Genomic DNA, 16,457 nt, shown 5'->3' on the forward strand with positions numbered 1-16,457 from the left:
TGTGTCTCTCCCGGCTAGATTGGCAGGCAGAGACAATAACGAAGGGGTAGATCATGGTCAAAGTAGGCATTAACGGTTTTGGCAGAATCGGGCGCAATGTTTTACGCGCGGCATTAGGGCGCAGTGACTTTCAGGTTGTCGCGATCAACGATTTGACCGACAGCAAAACCCTGGCGCATCTGCTGAAATACGATTCGCTGTCAGGCACCTTGGCCGCCAGCGTCGAGGCCGGTGAAAACCAGCTGCTGCTGGATGGCAGGCCGATTCATGTTTTCTCTGAAAGAGATCCGGGCGCAATTCCCTGGAAAAGCGTCGGCGTTGACATCGTGATCGAAGCGACGGGCTTTTTTACCGACAAAAGCCAGGCTGAAGTGCACATCACGAAAGGCGGCGCCAAGCGCGTTATCATCTCGGCGCCGGCCAAAAACGACGACATCACCATCGTGATGGGCGTTAACCACCAGGATTACGATCCGGCCAGACATCGGGTGGTCAGTAACGGCAGTTGCACCACCAACGGGCTGGCGCCCGCCGCGCAGGTGTTGCATCACACCTTCGGCATTGAATACGGCTTGATGAACACCACCCACGCCTACACCAATAGCCAGGCGCTGCACGATCAGCCGGAAAAAGATTTACGCGGCGCGCGGGCCGCCGCTCAGTCGATTGTGCCTTACTCCAGCGGCGCGGCCAAAGCGCTCGGCAAGGTGATCCCGGAGCTGGATGGCCGTCTGACCGGCTATTCGCTGCGGGTGCCTGTTCCTGTGGTGTCTATCGTTGATTTAACGGTGACGTTGAAACGCGAAGCGACCAGCGACGAGATCAACGCCGCCTTCCGCCAGGCGGCGGAGTCGGGGCCGCTCAAGGGGATCCTTGGCTACAGCGACGAACCTTTGGTGTCGAGCGATTATAAAGGTGATCCGCGTTCGTCCATTATCGACGGGCTGTCTACCTTGGTCATCGGCGGCAAGCTGGTCAAGATCCTCGCCTGGTACGACAACGAATGGGGCTTCTCTAACCGCCTGGTCGATCTCGCGTTGCTGATGGAAAAACGCGGATTGTAGCCGGTTGCCGGAGCAGGGGCGCAGCCTGTTGCGCCTGCCCGGTCAGACGCCAGAAAATCGTCCCCAGTGGGGACGATTTTTTTCAGCGCAGCATCACAACCGCGCGATACGCATTAACCCGTCTTTGGCCCCAGGGGCCACCGCCAGCACCGGCGCACCGCGCAACAACTGTTCCCCTTGCGCGTTAAACGGATGCGTCCAGCCGCCGGCCTCGTTCACCAGGCAATAACCCGCCAGACAATCCCAGGCGTGCATATAAGGTTCGTAATAGCCGACCAGTCGCCCAGCGGCGACCCATGCCAACATCATGGCACCGGAACCGTTGCGGAAGAAATTGCCGCCGACCGCCGTGATCTCGGCGGCGATTTCACCGACGCGTTCAGGCGCCACATAGCTGTTGGCGCCAAACCCGGTGATGTGGTTTTGCAAGGTACGTGCCGGATCCACATGCAGCGGTTTGCCATTGAGCGTGGCGCCCGCGCCTTGCGCGGCGACGAAGCACTCCTGTTGGCAGGGCGCCATGATCACGCCGATCACCGGCTCGCCCTGATAAATGACGGCAATGGACACGCACCAGTTCGGCATGCCGTTGACGAAGGGGCTGGTGCCGTCAATCGGATCGACCACCCAGTGATAACCCGAACCGCCGGGTTGCAGGCCGAACTCTTCACCGAGAAAACCGTCGTCCGGGAACGCCTGAGCGATCTGCCCGCGGATCAGCAGCTCGACCTCACGATCGGCGATCGACACCACGTCCTGCGCATCGCGTTTGGTTTCAATCACCAGGCTTTCGCGACGGTTGAAATAGTCCAGCGCCTTGGCTCCCGCCTCGCGCGCCACCCGTTCGGCCAGCGCCAGGCGCTGGGAGATTTGTTCGTTCATAGCAGATCCTTAATGTTGCGGGCCTTCACTGGGCAATCAGCGCCAGCCCCTGAGGTTTGAAATCAATGGCCACGCGTGTGGCCGGCGCCAGTTGGCGTTCCATCTGCACATCGACGATAAACAGGGCGCCGAGGTCGGTTTTCACTTCATACTCGATATGGTCACCGAGCCAGGTGCTGTGGGTCACCTCGCCGTTCAATGCGCCGGTCTGCTCCGCATGCAGAGTAATAAACTGCGGCCGTACGGACAGTTGCGCGGCGCCGGGGCGCGCTTTGGCACCCGGCACCCGATACTGGCGGCTGCCGAGGCTGATCAACGCCTCGCCGCCATCCACCCGTTCAATGTCGCACGGCAGGATATTGGCCTCGCCCATAAAGTCGGCGATAAATACCGATGCGGGCGAGTGATAAAGTTCTTGCGGCGCACCCTGCTGGGCAATATGCCCTTCTTTCATGACGATAATCTTATCGGACACCGCCAGCGCCTCTTCCTGATCGTGGGTCACGTACACCGCAGTGAACCCGAGGCGCTGTTGCAAATCGCGGATCTCGGTGCGCACGCGGCGCCGCAGCCGCTCGTCAAGATTGGATAAGGGCTCATCGAGCAGCAGCACCTGCGGCTCCAGCACCAGCGCGCGCGCCACCGCGATGCGTTGCTGCTGGCCGCCGGACAGCTCGGCGGGCAGGCGCCTGCCCATGTTTTCCAGCCCGACCAGCTTCAGTCCTTCGTGCGCCCGATCCTGTGCCTCTTTGCGCGACAGCTTGCTGGCGAGCAGGCCGTACATGACGTTGTCCAGCGCGGTCATGTGCGGGAACAGCGCATAGGATTGAAACACCATCGCCACGTCGCGTTCGTTGGCGGGCAGATGGGTCACCTCTTTGCCGCCGATCAGGATGCGCCCGGAAGTCGGGTGCTCCAGGCCGGCCAGCAGGCGCAGAGTCGTGGTTTTACCGCAGCCCGAGGGGCCGAGCAGCGTCACCAGCGTGCCAGGCTCGACGGTAAGCGAGAGGCCGGGCAGGGCGGTGAAGTCGGCAAACTGTTTGGTGACGTTTTCAAACACCACCGAGCCGGAACGAATGGCAGTCATACGGCTGTCTCCTGTTGTAAGGCCGGCGGCGATGCTACCGGCGGTGTGGCGATACGGGATACGCGGCGCAGGCGACGTTCGCCGACCAGTACCTGGAAAGTGAGGATCACCGCCAGCATCACCACGATAAGCACGGAGGAGTAGGCGATAGCCACGCCGTATTCCCCGTTTTCGACCAGCCCGACGATGTAGGAGGTGGCCATGTTGTACTGGGCGCTGACCAGAAAAATCACCGCGCTGATGGAGGTAATCGCCCGCACGAAGGCATAGACCAGGGCTGCGCTGATGGCGGGTTTCAACAGCGGTAAAATCACCTTGCGCAGAGTGCGGAAGCTGCCGGCGCGCAGCGTCAGCGACGCCTCATCCAGGCTGCGGTCCAGTTGGCTCATGGCGGCGATGCCACCGCGCACGCCAACCGGCATGTTGCGGAACACAAAGCAGGCAACCAGGATCAGGGCGGTACCGGTGATTTCCAGCGGCGGCAGGTTATAAGCCATGATGTAACTGACGCCGATCACCGTGCCGGGGATGGCAAAGCTGAGCATCAGCATAAACTCGAAGGTCTGGCGGCCGGCAAACTTTTGCCGCACGATCAGCCAGGCGGTGAGCAGGCCGACGATGGCCGTGAGCGGCGCGGCGATCAGCGCGATCTCCAGGGTGGTCCAGAACGAGTTCCAGGCGACGCCGGTCCAGAGTATCTGGCCACCGTTCCACTGGAAGCCGAATGCACGGGTGTAATGCGCCAGAGTCAGGCTGTTGTCCAGCCCCCACGACTGAACGAAACCGCCGATTAAAATCATGCCGTAAACCACCAGCGTGAACAGACCCCAGGGGATCACCAGCCCGTAGACGCCATAGCGCAGCCCGCGCGGCAGGCCGCAGTGCATGCCGGAGTCGCCTTTGCCGGTAACGGTGGCGAAGCTTTTGCCTGCCAGCCACAGGCGCTGCAACACAAAAGCGCTGAGGGTAAAGCACAGCAGGATGATCGCCAGCACCGCCGCGCGGCTCGGATCGTTTTGCGCCCCCACCACCGAGAAGAAGATCTCGGTCGAGAGCACGCCGTGGCTGCCGCCGAGCACCATCGGGTTACCGAAATCCGCCATGCTTTCGATAAAACTGATCAGGAAAGCATTGGCCAGACCTGGTGCCATCAGCGGCAGCGAAACGTAACGGAAGGTGCGCCAGCGGTTGGCGCGCAGCGTTTGCGAGGCTTCTTCCAGAGAAGGGCTGACACCTTCCACCACGCCAATCAGCACCAAAAAGGCGATGGGGGTAAAAGAAAGCACCTGGGCAATCCAGATCCCGGTCAGGCCATACAGCCAACGCCCCGGCTCGATGCCGAACAGGGTGGAAAGCAGCTCGGTGACGATGCCGGAGCGGCCAAACAGCAGCATCAGCGCCAGGCCAATGACGAACGGCGGCGTGATGATCGGCAGCACGCTGAGCAGGCGCAGTCCTTTCTTGAACGGCAGCGGCGTGCGGGTAGCGGCCAGCGCAAAGGCCAGGCCGAGCAGCGTCGACCCGCCTGCGGTCATCAGCGCCAGCCACAGGGTGCGCCAGGCGGTGCCGCAACTGCCGCCGTTCAGGCAACCGAGGCTCCAGATCGCCGGATCCTGCATATTGGCGATCAGGCCGTCCGGTTTAAATGCGCCGTCTGCGTCCTGCATCGAGGCGACGAACATGCTCATTACCGGATAAAGCACGAAGGTGCTGACCAACGCGACCAGCAGCACAATCGAGGACACCACAAAGGCGTCGCCTTTCAGCACGCCACGCTCGGCCAGCCCAAAAGAGAACAGCAGCAAAAATGCGGTGAGCAACGCAATAGCGCCGGCGCCAAAGGCGGGTTGGCCGTCGCCGAGTGCGCCAAGCAGCCGCTCGCTCCATTGCCAGTTCCAGCCGCTGTAACCGATGGCGTGGCCTTCAAACAGCAGGAAGACGATGCCGGTGGCGGCGGCAGACATCAGTAACTGCGAGCGCAGCCGGCCCACCTGCAGCAGGCGGCCCAGCGAACAAACCAGCAGCAACAGCAGCGCAATAGCCAGCCACGGGCGTTGAAAAACCAGGATTTGCCACAGCGCGGGGGCGCTTTCGCGATCCTGCCACAGCGTATTCAGCCAACTGAAGTCGAAGAATCCGGCTTCCTGGCTGTACCAGGGCAGCAGCAGCAATGCGAGCGCGCCCAGCACAAGAGCCACGTCTACGCGGCGGTTTTGAGCATTCATCGTAACCTCGATCGTTCATGATTCCTTCTCTGCATGCCGTGCGGGCGCGGCCTGCCACGCCCGGTTTACCGGCAACTGCAGAAAGTGCGAGAGGGAATGGACGGGAATTACTGTGCGCCGGCACCGATCTCTTTATCCCAGCGGCTGAGCAGCTCTTTGCGTTTTTCCGTGGCGCCGTAGGTTTTAAAGTCGTAGTCGATCAGTTTGATGTTCTCGAAGCGCGGCGCATACTCGGAGATCGCCGCTTCGCGGTTCGACGGCAGTTGGAAGGATTTGGCGTCTTTCATGTGCGACTGAGCTTCGGCGCCGAGCGCCCAGTCGTACCACAGCTTGGCATTGGCGAGGTTACGCGCGCCTTTGACAATCGACATCGAACCGATTTCAAACCCGGTGCCCTCGCAGGGGGCGATGGCTTTCACCGGGAAACCATCGACCTGCATCGCCACCGCATCGTGCATAAAGACGATACCCACGGTCGTTTCGCCGCGGGCCGCCGCTTTAACCGGTGCGGAGCCCGATTTGGTGTATTGCGAGATATTGGCGTTGAGTTTTTTCAGGTAATCGAAGGCCTTGTCTTCCCCCATGATCTGCACCAGCGTGGCGAGGGTGTTGTAGGCGGTGCCGGAGGAGTTCGGGTTGGCCATCTGGATCTCGCCCTTGTAGGACGGATCCAGCAGATCGGCCCAGCAGGCGGGGACCTTGAGTTTTTTCTCCGCCAGCAACCTGGTGTTGTAGCCCCAGCCCAGCGCGCCGGCGTAGACGCCCACGGTACGGTAGTCGGCACTCTCCGCCTGCTTGCGTGCCCAGTCGTGCTGTTGGTCAAGCAGCGGCGATTTATAGGGCTGGGTCAAGCCTTCGTTGGCGGCCTGCATATGGGGATCGCCGGTGCCCGCCCACCAAATGTCGGTGCGCGGGTTACGCGCTTCGGTTCGGATGCGTGCATAGGCTTCTCCGGCGGACAGGCGCACCATGCTGACGTTGACATCCGGGTGCTGTTTCTCGAAGAGCGTGGTCATCTGTTCGCAGACCACGACATCGGCGGAGCAGATCATATTCAGTTTTCCGGCGGCGTGGGCCGGCAGGGCCGAGAGCGCGGAGCCGGCGGCGAGGACCGCCATCAGGGTGACTCTATGCATGGTGTTCTCCTGGTTTTGTGTAGGGTGGCGATACGTTGTCGCCATTTTTTTGCACGTGCGTGCAAATAACTAGAGGATAAAAATTGTGCTGTCAATTGCGATATAGAACAATTCAACCTATTCGTCACAAAAATGAAACAAATTTTCTGCAATAAATTTGCACAGCTTTGCAAAGTGCGGCAAACTTTCTTTGGGCACGTAACGGACGGATGTGACGATGGCGGTAGACAAGGCAATGATCAGTGCCAAAGACGTAGCGGAGTTGGCCGGGGTGTCCCGTTCGGCGGTGTCGCGCACCTATACGCCCGGGGCCAGCGTCTCGGCGGCGACCCGCGAAAGGGTGATGCGGGCGGCGGAACAGCTGGGCTACCACGTTAATCACTTGGCGCGGGGATTGGTGCGCAATCGCAGCGGCATTGTCTGCCTGATCGTGTCCGAACTGGCGACGCCTTACCGGGCCAGCCTGGTGCGATTGCTGACCCAGCATTTGCAGGAGGCGGGAAAAATCGCCATGTTGATTAACACCGATCGTTCTGACGACAGCGTGTCCCAGGCGTTGCAGCAGGCGATCAACTTCCGCGCCGATGCGTCCTTTGTGCTCTCCGGCATGCCGGACAGCGCCATCGCCCGCCTGTGCCACCGGCATGGCCAGCGGCTGGTGCTGATTAACCGCAATGATGTGCTACCGGGTTCGCTCAGCATCAATCTGGATAACGAAGAAGCGGCCGGCAAGGTGGTGATGGCGTTTGCCCGCGCCGGTTGCCGGCGGATCGCCTTTGCCAACTCGCTGGCGGGTACGCCAAGCCTGATGGCGCGCGAGCGCGGTTTTCTCCTGGCGGCGGAAGCGGCGGGGTTGGCGGTGAGCGTCGAGCGCTTTGGCACTACCTCGTATGAGAGCGGACAAATTCTGGCGCACCGGCTGTTAACCCGTCGGGAGCGGCCCGATGCGGTGTTTTGCGTCACCGATCTGCTGGCCTGCGGTTTTATGGATGAGGCGCGCCATCGCTTTGCGCTGCGTATTCCGGAAGATCTTTGCGTGGCCGGGTTCGATGATATCCCGCAGGCGGGCTGGTCATCCTATAACCTCACCACCTTTACCCAACCGGTAGAGCAGTTCGCTCGGGAAGCGGTTGCATGGCTGGTGGCGGAGGAAGAGAACGAAGAAAATATAGCGCCCGCGCTGGGGCAGGAAATACCGGGCGAAACGCGCATGTATCATGCCGATTTTGTGTGGCGCGGCACCCTTCGCGGCGGCTGAGAGCGGCGCGATGATCCCCCGCTCAGCTTCAGTTCCAGACATGTTTTGCGATTTTCGGGCTTTCGGCGTCAGGTCATCGTGGTAGCCATCGGCCCATGCCGCTGTGCTGACCAGCCTTGCAGCCAGACCCGAGGATACCCGCGTAACATCCCGCTTCGGCCATCGATGGCCTGCAGCTCATACCAGGACGAGAGAAAGCCTGTCAGTCCGTCTGATCCTGCTCGGCAAATTGTCGCAACCCGGAAGGGTCGATGACGGTGATGGCGCGATAGCCGATTTCAACCCAGCCTGCCTCGACAAAGCGTTGAAGAGCGTTGTTGACCTGTTTCCGAGAGGTATTGGTGATGATGCTGAGATTTTCTTGCGATACGGACATGGGCGCCGTGGTCGACCAGGACATGCGATGCAGCGCGGAGGCGATCCTGGCGCTGACATTCTTTTTCTGCAGGCTATGCACAATTTTCAGCAGCGAATCGGACGCGATAATCGAAATAACGCCGAACGCGCGAATATAGCTCGGATCCGCGAGCGCCATCTGCTCCATGGTTTTCAGCGGGACGTGCATCAACCAGGTTTCACTTTTCACCACCAACTCTATCCGGCGGGGTTGCCCCGTCATGAAACAGTCTTCGCCCGTCCACCCACCCGGCACGGCAATGTGGATCAGGCGCGGTGTCGAATCGAGCGGGGCGGTGTTCACGATGACTGTCCCCGCGACAAGCCCATAAATACCGCCCGCCGGGTCGCCAGGCCGAAAGATGACTTGTCCCGGTTCGTACTTCAGGAGCTGCGCCTTTTGCAGTAAACCTTCCCTGAAATTTTCGGGCATCTGCGCCAGCCAACCGCGTTCACAGATGATGCGTTCGGCGTTTGCACGGGTCATGTATTTCACTTTTTCCCACCCAATGGAGCTGTTTGACACAATTTTATATAAGAAAAATCTGTATTAAAAGTGGCTCGGGAAAAATAGCGATGGATAACAGGGATAAAGCCGTCTCCGGGCGGGATCAATTTTCATGTCATCAGGGGGTTAAATGTCATATCTATCCACGGCCAGTATCGTCGCACTCGCGTTGGCAACATTGGGGAGCGCCAGTGCGCAATCATCTTCCGGTGATAGGGTATTGGTCGGTGTCGATAATTTTGTCCGCGCCGAGTCCGATCTTTATATGGGCAATATGGTGGCGGACGGCGGATTGGGGCGCTTTGTGCATAGCCGCGAACCGGTTGCCATTGACGCGCAGAGTGTCATCCGCATGAATCGGGACACGTTGTACTCGAGTGCGGTGTTCGATCTCGATGCCGGCCCGGTCACGATCACCTTGCCGGAGGCCGGTAACCGATTCATGTCGATGCTGGTGGTCAATGAAGACCACTACGTGCCCGCCGTCTTTTACGGCGCCGGCCGTCATAGGTTGACGAAGGAGGAGGTCGGCACGCGGTATGTTTTTGTCGCTATCCGTACGCTCGTCGATCCTGCCGATCGCAAAGACGTTGAACAGGTGCATGCGCTACAGGATGCCATCAAGGTCAGCCAGGCTCAGGCAGGGGAATTCGTCGTACCGAAATGGGATCCGGCGAGCCAGAAAAAGATGCGCGATGCCCTGCTGGTTCTCGGCGATACGCTCCCCGACTACAACCAGGCCTTTGGTACCAAGAGCACGGTCGATCCCATACAGCATCTGATCGCAACGGCGTCCGGATGGGGGGGGAATCCGAGCAAGGACGCCATTTATCTCGGCGGCGTGATGCCGAAGAATGATGGGAAAACCGTTTATCGGCTCAAGGTCGGGCATGTTCCGGTTAAGAGTTTTTGGTCAGTGAGCGTGTATAACGCCAAGGGTTACTTCGAGAAAAACCCGTATGACGCCTATTCGCTAAATAACCTTACCGCCAAAAAAAGTGACGATGGTTCGATTGCGATCCAATTTGGGGGTTGCGACGGCAAGATTGCTAATTGTCTGCCGACGATGCCCGGTTGGAACTACACGGTCAGGCTTTATCAGCCTGGCGACGAAATCCTGAAGGGTCAATGGCATTTTCCGCAGCCGCAGTGATCCGCCTGGCGTTTTCCCGGACATACTTTTTTACTTTTTCTCCCCTGATTGTGTCGTTTGACACAATCAGGGGTAAGAAAAATCTGTATTAAAAATACTTCAGGGAGAAACAGAGATGGGCAACAGGGATAAAGCCGTCTCTGGACATGACATTCGGCAATGACTGGGGCGGGAAGTGAGGGCGTGTTTTCACCCTCTCTTTTGTTTCAATCGCCCCCTTTGGCTTGCCGAATTGCACTTTGCGGCAGCGGGTGCGAAGACATAACGCATTTTCCAGCTGTGCGAGGGCTTTTAAACAGGCTCTCGCGCACCGGGGTGTTTTGCGCCCTTTTTCGGGCAAGGGAGGATATCTGCAGGCATAGGATTGGCTATGCCATGACTGAAAAAATGAAAAGTCATTAGTCGAAACCTATTTCCGGTCAGGGGAATGGCTGGCGGGAATATAAGTCGTAAGCATGCCGATGATTCAGGATAAAAACGAAAATAGAGAAAGGAACAAGGATATATGACAAGCAAAAAAAACGGGATTTATAAATCGTTCAGGCTTCCTGCCTTTGCGCTGATGGCGACGCTGCCGTTGTCCGTACAGGCCGCCCCCGATGCGAGCCCGAGCATGACATTGGGCGGTGGGGTAGCGGTGAGCCCGCTGTATGAAGGTTCCTCGCGTTATGCAGCTTTCCCCTCTCTGGCGGTGAAGGCGGTGATGCCGACGCAGAGCTGGGGAACCTTCACGGCGGGCTTTCCTGAAGGGTTGCGCTGGGACTTGCCGGGGTCTTCTTCCCTGGGGTTGGCGCTGCTGGCGGGTTATGACATGGGCCGCAAGGAAAAAATCCGTACCCTGGGAGGCAGCGATAACCACCTGAAGGGGATGGGCGATCTGGACGGCACTGCGATGATCGGCGCGGAAGCCTATTGGCGTCTGCCGGCCGGCCGGTTGTTCGTCCGTGGCTGGCAGGCTACCCGCAGCCGCGACTACGGCGGCGAGGATCTGGGGCACACCGCATACCTTGAAGCCGGTGCCGATTACTCGTTGCCGCTGTCTTCCTCACTGACGCTGGATTCCGCGCTGTACGGAACCTGGAGCGACAGAGACGACATGATGGCGCGTTTCGGGGTGACGGGCGAGCAGGCAGAACGCAGTGGCTTCAGCGAATACCATGCCGGCGGCGGCATGCGGAATGTGACGTTGAAAACCGGCCTGACCGTCCAGTTGCAACCCCATATTGCCCTGCAGGGTGGGATGAAGCTGTACGCCTTGACGGCGGATGCGCGCCGCAGCCCGCTGACGGATGAGACGGTGGGGGCGGGCTTTTACCTGAATGCGCTGTATCAATTCTGAGTGCCTCGATAGCGCTTTGCCCTCTGCGGCATCAACCGACTCTGGAGAGAATCGTTAATGAAAACATCATGCCACCCTCTGTACCTGATAGCGCCGTTGGCCGGGCTGTTGACTTCCTGCCTGGCAATGGCGAGCGATACCGGACCGACGGTGACGGACCCGCATTTCAAGCTGGCGCCGGGTTACCTTGAACCGGCCAGCCTGCCGGTGCGTCTGGCTTTGCTCGGAGCACCGCCAAAACCGGACTCTGCGGCATTCGCACGCGATGAAGAGGCGCGGCGGGCGGCATTGGCGTTACGTGGGTCTGCCCGTGAAAAACTGGCGGCAACGGATGCCGAATTGACCTTCCCGGCACCGGCAAAGTCGTTCTCGTGCGCGTTGGGCACCGATATCGACGAGAAAAAGACGCCGCACCTTTACGCTCTGATGCAACACGTTTTGACGGATGCAGGTGGCTCAACCTATGCGGGAAAGAACGCGTATAACCGGACTCGCCCGTTTGTGCAGCATGACGAGGGAACCTGTCGCAAAGACATGGAGCCGGTGCTGCGTACCGACGGCTCCTGGCCGTCCGGCCATTCGGCGGCAGGCTGGGCCTGGGGATTGGTGCTGGCCGAGGTGCAGCCTGCACGGGCGACCGAGCTGCTGGCACGCGGCCTGGCGTTTGGTCAGAGCCGCGTGGTCTGCAATGCGCATTGGCAGAGCGATGTGGATGCAGGGCGTATCATGGGCGCTGCCACGGTAGCCGTTCTGCATGACAATCCGGCGTTCCTGGCAGATTTGGCCGCCGCCAGGCGCGAAGTGCAGGACGCGGCCAAAGCGAACCTGAAACCCACCGAGGACTGTGCGGCCGAACGCGTTGCACTCTCCCTGAGTATGCACTGAGAAGAACATGGGCATGATGAACGGTGACAATGTGCGAAACAAACTCGCCTGGCGGGCTCTGCCTGCGGCATTTTTAGCGTCTGGCGTTTTAAGTCTCCCGGCAGCGGCGGCTCAAGTGGCACCGCCGGCTTATCAGCCGGCGGAGGAGTGGCAGTTCACCGTCTCTCCTTATCTCTGGGCGGCGGGCATTCGCGGAGATGTCGGCCATCGGTCAACGGGCACGCAATTCATGAAAACGGATTTCTCAGCCATTGCCCGTGACCTCGATATCGCGGTGATGGGGATGGGGGAAGCCCGCAAAGGGCCTTACAGCCTGTTGGCGGACCTGATGTTCATCGACACCACGACGCGTAACGGCCTGCCGGACGGGGCACCGGCCTCACGGCTGAAAGTGGATAGCCGGACGGTGTCCGGCTTCCTCGGCGGCGGATATACTTTGCTGGAGGAGGGCGACGCTCGCCTTGATGCCACCGGCGGCGTTCGGGTGTGGTACAGCAGCACCACCTTGCGTTTTCAGGGAGGGGTTATCGATGGGGCGTCGGGCAGTGACCGTGCAACCTGGGTGGATGGCGTTGCGGGGCTGCGCGGCCACTATGCGCTGACGCCAACCGTCAGTCTTTCGGCCTGGGGATTGGCCGGTGGCGGGCAGTCCCGACTGGACTGGGATGCGGCGGCGCTGGTGAGTTGGGCGTTTATGCCGGGGTTCTCTGCCGTGGCGGGATACCGGGCTATGGGAGTCGATTATCGTCATAACGGTTTTGTGTATGACGTGGTGCAGCAGGGACCGATAGTGGGGATGAACGGCAGGTTCTGAGGCCGCTGATACCACCAACAGTTTCGGGCGACCGAATTACAGGTATAATCCCGTCAATTATTCAACGGGTTCAGAAACGAAGATGACAAAACTTACCTTACAAGAGCAGATGCTGAAAGCGGGATTGGTGACCAGCAAAAAAATGGCCAAAGTCCAAAAAACGGCTAAGAAATCACGCGTGCAGGCGCGTGAGGCAAGAGAGGCCGTGGAAGAAAATAAAAAAGCGCAACTTGAGCGTGACAAACAGCTAAGCGAACAACAAAAACAAGCTGCGTTATCTAAAGAGTATAAAGCTCAGGTGAAGCAGCTCATTGAAATGAACAGAATCGACATTTCAAGAGGCGATATTGGTTTTAACTTCACGGATAATAATTTAATTAAAAAAATAATGGTGGATAAGCTTACTCAAGCTCAGTTGATCAGTGGCCGTCTCGCCATTGCTCGTTTGATCGTCGATAACGGTGACCGGAGTGAATACGCGATTATCCCCGCGAGCGTGGCCGATAAAATTGCGCAGCGAGATGCGAACAGCATTGTATTAAATAGTGCGCTGAGTCAGGAAGAGCAAGATGAAGAAGATCCGTATGCCGATTTTAAAGTGCCCGATGATTTGATGTGGTAATTAGCGTTCTGCCGCTGTCGGGGTTTACGAATAACATCATCTGATTGAGCATTTCCGTATGTACTTTGGCCCCACGCCGGGGCATCTTCGCGGCGGCATGGCTTCGTTTTCAGAACGGGCTGGCATTATGGGCTTTGATCCGCTCTTCGCCAATGGGATGAACGAAGTGCAGCTCACTGGCGTGCAACATCAGCCGTGGAGTCCGTTCGGTGCCGGGCAGCAGACGGCCGCCATACAGGTCACAGCCCAAAATAGGGTGGCCCAACAGCTGACAATGGATGCGGAGTTGATGAGTGCGCCCGGTTTCCGGGGTTAACCGAACCCGCGTCAATGGCAGTAACGTGCCGTCTTCCAACTCGTGATAAAAGCGCTCAACGACCCGATAGCGGGAGCGGGCGGGCTTACCGCGGAGTGCGCAAATCGACATCAGCGGGAACAGCGCCGGGTCTTTGGCAATCGCCGCGTCTATCACCCCTTCGTCGTCGTCCAGATGCCCGCAGAGCAGTGCGCTGTATACTTTGGTCACTGTACGTTGGCTGAACTGTTGGCAGAGGGCGGCGTTTATCGCCTTGTTGCGGGCGATCACCATCAGCCCGGAAGTGCCGAAATCCAGGCGATGGACCAGGGTGCAGCCAGGGAATATCTGTACCAGCCGATGATGTACCGAATCCAGATTTTGCGGATTTTTGCCCGAGAGGCTGAGTAGCCCGGCGGGTTTATTGATCAGTACCAGACTCTCGTCCTGATAGAGATTCTCGATCTTGTCATGGCATGGCGGGGCAATAAAGGTATCGATAATCTTGGACATCAGGCTACCCGGATGAAGAGTGGGAGCGGATGATAACCAATTTTAAACCGACTGGCGAATCCACGCTTGCCGACCTTCATGAGCTTTGCTTGGGTTAATCGCCACCGGTATTCTGATGATGGGTTAATCGAATCAGGAGAACACAAGATGTCTGACCATCCCACTCTTGCACTTATTGGTCCGGGTGCTATCGGCACCACCATCGCCGCCGTACTGCATGAAGTTGACCGAACGCCACTCCTTTGCGGGCGTACTGCGCATCCGCAGTTGATTTTACGTCACGATGAGGGTGACGTCGTGGTGCCAGGCCCGGTATTGAGTAACCCGGCGACTATCAGCCACCCGTTCGATCTGGTTTTTGTCGCGGTGAAAACCACCCAGATAGCCGACTGCGCCGCCTGGCTGGCCGCGCTGTGCGACGAGCATACCCTGGTATGCGCATTGCAAAATGGTGTCGAGCAGGAAACCCTGCTGGAACCCTACGTCAACGGCGCAAAGGTGCTGCCTTCGGTGGTGTGGTTCCCGGCACAGCGCGAGCCGGATGCCTCAGTCTGGCTGCGCGCCAAACCGCGTCTTACGCTGCCGGATGTCCCCGAGGCAAAACGAATCGCCGATGTGCTCAAAGGCACGCGCTGCGCGGTTGAGCTGTCAACCGACTTTACCTCCATCGCCTGGCGCAAACTGCTGCAGAACGCGGTCGCCGGTCTGATGGTACTGGCCAATCGCCGTGCCGGGATGTTCGCGCGGGGGGATATCACTGCACTGGCTCTGGCTTATTTGCGCGAATGTCTGACCGTAGCGCGTGCAAAGGGGGCGTTACTGAGCGATAAGGTTCCGCAGGAGATCGTTGAGGGTTTTCATCATGCCCCTGCGGATTTAAGCACCTCCATTCTCTCCGACCGCCAGGCCAACCGCCCACTGGAGTGGGATATCCGCAACGGCGTGGTACAGCGTTATGGGCACTCGCTGGGTATTCCTACGCCCATCAGCGACGTGCTGGTACCGCTGCTGGCGGCAGGGAGTGAAGGGCCGGGGTGAAGCCGTTAACGGCAGGGGATTTGCAAGGCAACGACAGCCGGAATCGCCGCAGGTGTGTGCGATAAATCTTGCCTATTAAAACGACTGAAAATAGTGCCCGCATGCAAGATGCGCCGGCATGTCCGCTCTCGCTGTTAGCCGACGTTCAGAAACCACAAATGCAAAAAGCCCGCTTAAGTTTCCTTAAGCGGGCTTCTCTAATATGGCTCCTCTGACTGGACTCGAACCAGTGACATACGGATTAACAGTCCGCCGTTCTACCGACTGAACTACAGAGGAATCGTGTGAACGGGGCGCATCATATCCAGCCACCCAGAGTGTGTCAACGCTAAATTCGCCGATTCGGTGCGACTGCTCAGTATGCGAGCAATGCGCGGTCGGTTATGGCGTTTCTGCACCGCCTTCGGCTTGCCAACGCTGCAGACGCGCCAAGGTATCTTGTTTATAGAAACGGCAAAAATGCTGATATAACACCGGAAAACGCTGGGCCAGCAGCTCGGGCGCGCTGAAAAAATACTCCGACAATACGGCAAAACACTCGGCCGGATCGGTGGCGGCATAGGCATCCATACTGGCGGCCTCTTCGCCGACCATGTCGATCTCGTCTTGCAGGTTTTCCATTGCGGCGTGCAGATCATGCTCCCAGGCGGCAATATCGCGCAGCGGGATCGGCGGTATCCCGGTGGCGCTGCCGCCGTTGCGCATATCCAGCTTGTGCACCGCCTCGTGGATCACCAGGTTAAAGCCGGAGAGATCGAAAGAGTCCTGCACGTCCTGCCAGTTGAGCACAATCGGCCCCTGTTCCCAGCTCTGTCCGGACTGCACCACCGGCCCGGTATGCACCAGGCCGATGTCGTCCTGCCATTCATCCTCCACCACGAACGGCGAAGGGTAGAGCAGGATCTCATTGAAACCGTCCAGGCATTCCGCCCCCAACTCGAGCACCGGCAGGGCGAACAGCAGGGCGATACGCGCCTGCATTTGCGACGTGAGTTCAAGCCCCTGCAGCGGGACGATGCGCTTTTGCTGCAAAATCTGCCCGGCAACGACGATCAGGCGCTGTTGTTCCTGCTCATCCAGCGGAGAGAGCAGGGGAATTGCCAGCGCGTCCTGCCACTGGGCAAGCGTTTCCGCTGGTGGTTGTTGCGTTTTCCACGGCCATTTAATCATCGCGTTGCTCGTAAAGTGGTCACTTGAACGTTCGGCTGGAGGCTAACTCTGTAAAAATGCCGCAAAAAGGGG

15 protein-coding genes and 1 tRNA gene are annotated in these 16,457 nt (G+C 59.0%); 8 read left to right on the plus strand and 8 right to left on the minus strand.

The annotated features are described in order from the left end of the window. Window positions 1–53 precede the first annotated feature (53 nt). Window positions 54–1,064 (plus strand): type I glyceraldehyde-3-phosphate dehydrogenase, encoded by a 1,011-nt coding sequence (gene gap / locus QZQ97_RS02265; RefSeq protein ID WP_311992065.1) that lies wholly within the window; start codon window positions 54–56, stop codon window positions 1,062–1,064. Between the two features lie 93 nt (window positions 1,065–1,157). Here gap and QZQ97_RS02270 read toward each other — a convergent pair whose 3' ends face one another. The 4 genes from QZQ97_RS02270 to QZQ97_RS02285 all read right to left on the minus strand — a co-directional run bounded on the left by QZQ97_RS02270 (window position 1,158) and on the right by QZQ97_RS02285 (window position 6,394). Continuing rightward, window positions 1,158–1,946 carry an inositol monophosphatase family protein gene (locus QZQ97_RS02270; protein WP_311992066.1) on the minus strand — a complete coding sequence of 263 codons (789 nt, stop codon included), beginning with the start codon at window positions 1,944–1,946 and terminating at the stop codon, window positions 1,158–1,160. Window positions 1,947–1,971: 25 nt separating this feature from the next. Further along, window positions 1,972–3,033, minus strand: a complete 1,062-nt coding sequence (locus QZQ97_RS02275) for an ABC transporter ATP-binding protein (protein ID WP_311992067.1) — start codon at window positions 3,031–3,033, stop codon at window positions 1,972–1,974. Further along, window positions 3,030–5,258, minus strand: a complete 2,229-nt coding sequence (locus tag QZQ97_RS02280) for an ABC transporter permease (RefSeq protein ID WP_311992068.1) — start codon at window positions 5,256–5,258, stop codon at window positions 3,030–3,032. Before QZQ97_RS02280 ends, QZQ97_RS02275 begins: the two co-directional genes overlap by 4 nt. Window positions 5,259–5,365: 107 nt before the next feature. Beyond that, window positions 5,366–6,394: an ABC transporter substrate-binding protein gene (locus QZQ97_RS02285; protein WP_311992069.1), complete on the minus strand. Its 1,029-nt coding sequence runs from the start codon at window positions 6,392–6,394 to the stop codon at window positions 5,366–5,368. A gap of 217 nt (window positions 6,395–6,611) precedes the next feature. Between QZQ97_RS02285 and QZQ97_RS02290 the strand changes: the two genes are divergently transcribed. Beyond that, complete coding sequence (locus QZQ97_RS02290; protein ID WP_311992070.1) at window positions 6,612–7,652, plus strand: LacI family DNA-binding transcriptional regulator; 1,041 nt, start codon at window positions 6,612–6,614, stop codon at window positions 7,650–7,652. 202 nt (window positions 7,653–7,854) lie between these two features. Here QZQ97_RS02290 and QZQ97_RS02295 read toward each other — a convergent pair whose 3' ends face one another. Further along, complete coding sequence (locus tag QZQ97_RS02295; RefSeq protein ID WP_311992071.1) at window positions 7,855–8,535, minus strand: Crp/Fnr family transcriptional regulator; 681 nt, start codon at window positions 8,533–8,535, stop codon at window positions 7,855–7,857. Window positions 8,536–8,686: 151 nt separating this feature from the next. Between QZQ97_RS02295 and QZQ97_RS02300 the strand changes: the two genes are divergently transcribed. From QZQ97_RS02300 to QZQ97_RS02320, 5 genes are all read left to right on the plus strand, one after another. After that, window positions 8,687–9,709 (plus strand): DUF1254 domain-containing protein, encoded by a 1,023-nt coding sequence (locus QZQ97_RS02300; RefSeq protein ID WP_311992072.1) that lies wholly within the window; start codon window positions 8,687–8,689, stop codon window positions 9,707–9,709. Between the two features lie 505 nt (window positions 9,710–10,214). Then, entirely contained in the window at window positions 10,215–11,048 is an 834-nt protein-coding gene (locus tag QZQ97_RS02305; protein WP_311992073.1) for a MipA/OmpV family protein, read from the plus strand. 57 nt (window positions 11,049–11,105) lie between these two features. Beyond that, on the plus strand, window positions 11,106–11,933 hold the full coding sequence (locus tag QZQ97_RS02310) for an acid phosphatase (protein WP_311992074.1): 828 nt from the start codon (window positions 11,106–11,108) through the stop codon (window positions 11,931–11,933). A gap of 31 nt (window positions 11,934–11,964) precedes the next feature. Next, window positions 11,965–12,747 (plus strand): hypothetical protein, encoded by a 783-nt coding sequence (locus QZQ97_RS02315; protein WP_311992075.1) that lies wholly within the window; start codon window positions 11,965–11,967, stop codon window positions 12,745–12,747. An 82-nt stretch (window positions 12,748–12,829) separates the two neighbouring features. Beyond that, on the plus strand, window positions 12,830–13,369 hold the full coding sequence (locus tag QZQ97_RS02320) for a DUF2058 domain-containing protein (RefSeq protein ID WP_311992076.1): 540 nt from the start codon (window positions 12,830–12,832) through the stop codon (window positions 13,367–13,369). Window positions 13,370–13,478: 109 nt separating this feature from the next. On the opposite strand, the gene QZQ97_RS02325 is transcribed toward QZQ97_RS02320, so the two are convergent. Continuing rightward, window positions 13,479–14,177: an RluA family pseudouridine synthase gene (locus QZQ97_RS02325; protein ID WP_311992077.1), complete on the minus strand. Its 699-nt coding sequence runs from the start codon at window positions 14,175–14,177 to the stop codon at window positions 13,479–13,481. A 147-nt stretch (window positions 14,178–14,324) separates the two neighbouring features. Here QZQ97_RS02325 and QZQ97_RS02330 point away from each other — a divergent pair, with 147 nt between their 5' ends. Continuing rightward, entirely contained in the window at window positions 14,325–15,215 is an 891-nt protein-coding gene (locus QZQ97_RS02330; protein ID WP_311992078.1) for an oxidoreductase, read from the plus strand. A gap of 203 nt (window positions 15,216–15,418) precedes the next feature. Here the strand turns inward: QZQ97_RS02330 and QZQ97_RS02335 are convergent. Together QZQ97_RS02335 and mtfA are read right to left on the minus strand one after the other, a co-directional pair. After that, window positions 15,419–15,494: transfer RNA gene (locus tag QZQ97_RS02335), tRNA-Asn, on the minus strand. 102 nt (window positions 15,495–15,596) lie between these two features. After that, complete coding sequence (gene mtfA / locus QZQ97_RS02340; protein WP_311992079.1) at window positions 15,597–16,385, minus strand: DgsA anti-repressor MtfA; 789 nt, start codon at window positions 16,383–16,385, stop codon at window positions 15,597–15,599. Window positions 16,386–16,457: the final 72 nt, after the last annotated feature.

This window comes from Serratia sp. root2 (assembly GCF_031931805.1).
In the GTDB taxonomy this organism is placed as follows: domain Bacteria; phylum Pseudomonadota; class Gammaproteobacteria; order Enterobacterales; family Enterobacteriaceae; genus Serratia; species Serratia inhibens.

Coding starts and splice junctions, on each gene's coding strand:
- gap (WP_311992065.1), top strand. CDS start 54: ATGGTCAAAGTAGGCATTAACGGTTTTGGCAGAATCGGGCGCAATGTT.
- QZQ97_RS02270 (WP_311992066.1), bottom strand. CDS start 1,946: ATGAACGAACAAATCTCCCAGCGCCTGGCGCTGGCCGAACGGGTGGCG.
- QZQ97_RS02275 (WP_311992067.1), bottom strand. CDS start 3,033: ATGACTGCCATTCGTTCCGGCTCGGTGGTGTTTGAAAACGTCACCAAA.
- QZQ97_RS02280 (WP_311992068.1), bottom strand. CDS start 5,258: ATGAATGCTCAAAACCGCCGCGTAGACGTGGCTCTTGTGCTGGGCGCG.
- QZQ97_RS02285 (WP_311992069.1), bottom strand. CDS start 6,394: ATGCATAGAGTCACCCTGATGGCGGTCCTCGCCGCCGGCTCCGCGCTC.
- QZQ97_RS02290 (WP_311992070.1), top strand. CDS start 6,612: ATGGCGGTAGACAAGGCAATGATCAGTGCCAAAGACGTAGCGGAGTTG.
- QZQ97_RS02295 (WP_311992071.1), bottom strand. CDS start 8,535: ATGACCCGTGCAAACGCCGAACGCATCATCTGTGAACGCGGTTGGCTG.
- QZQ97_RS02300 (WP_311992072.1), top strand. CDS start 8,687: ATGTCATATCTATCCACGGCCAGTATCGTCGCACTCGCGTTGGCAACA.
- QZQ97_RS02305 (WP_311992073.1), top strand. CDS start 10,215: ATGACAAGCAAAAAAAACGGGATTTATAAATCGTTCAGGCTTCCTGCC.
- QZQ97_RS02310 (WP_311992074.1), top strand. CDS start 11,106: ATGAAAACATCATGCCACCCTCTGTACCTGATAGCGCCGTTGGCCGGG.
- QZQ97_RS02320 (WP_311992076.1), top strand. CDS start 12,830: ATGACAAAACTTACCTTACAAGAGCAGATGCTGAAAGCGGGATTGGTG.
- QZQ97_RS02325 (WP_311992077.1), bottom strand. CDS start 14,177: ATGTCCAAGATTATCGATACCTTTATTGCCCCGCCATGCCATGACAAG.
- QZQ97_RS02330 (WP_311992078.1), top strand. CDS start 14,325: ATGTCTGACCATCCCACTCTTGCACTTATTGGTCCGGGTGCTATCGGC.
- mtfA (WP_311992079.1), bottom strand. CDS start 16,385: ATGATTAAATGGCCGTGGAAAACGCAACAACCACCAGCGGAAACGCTT.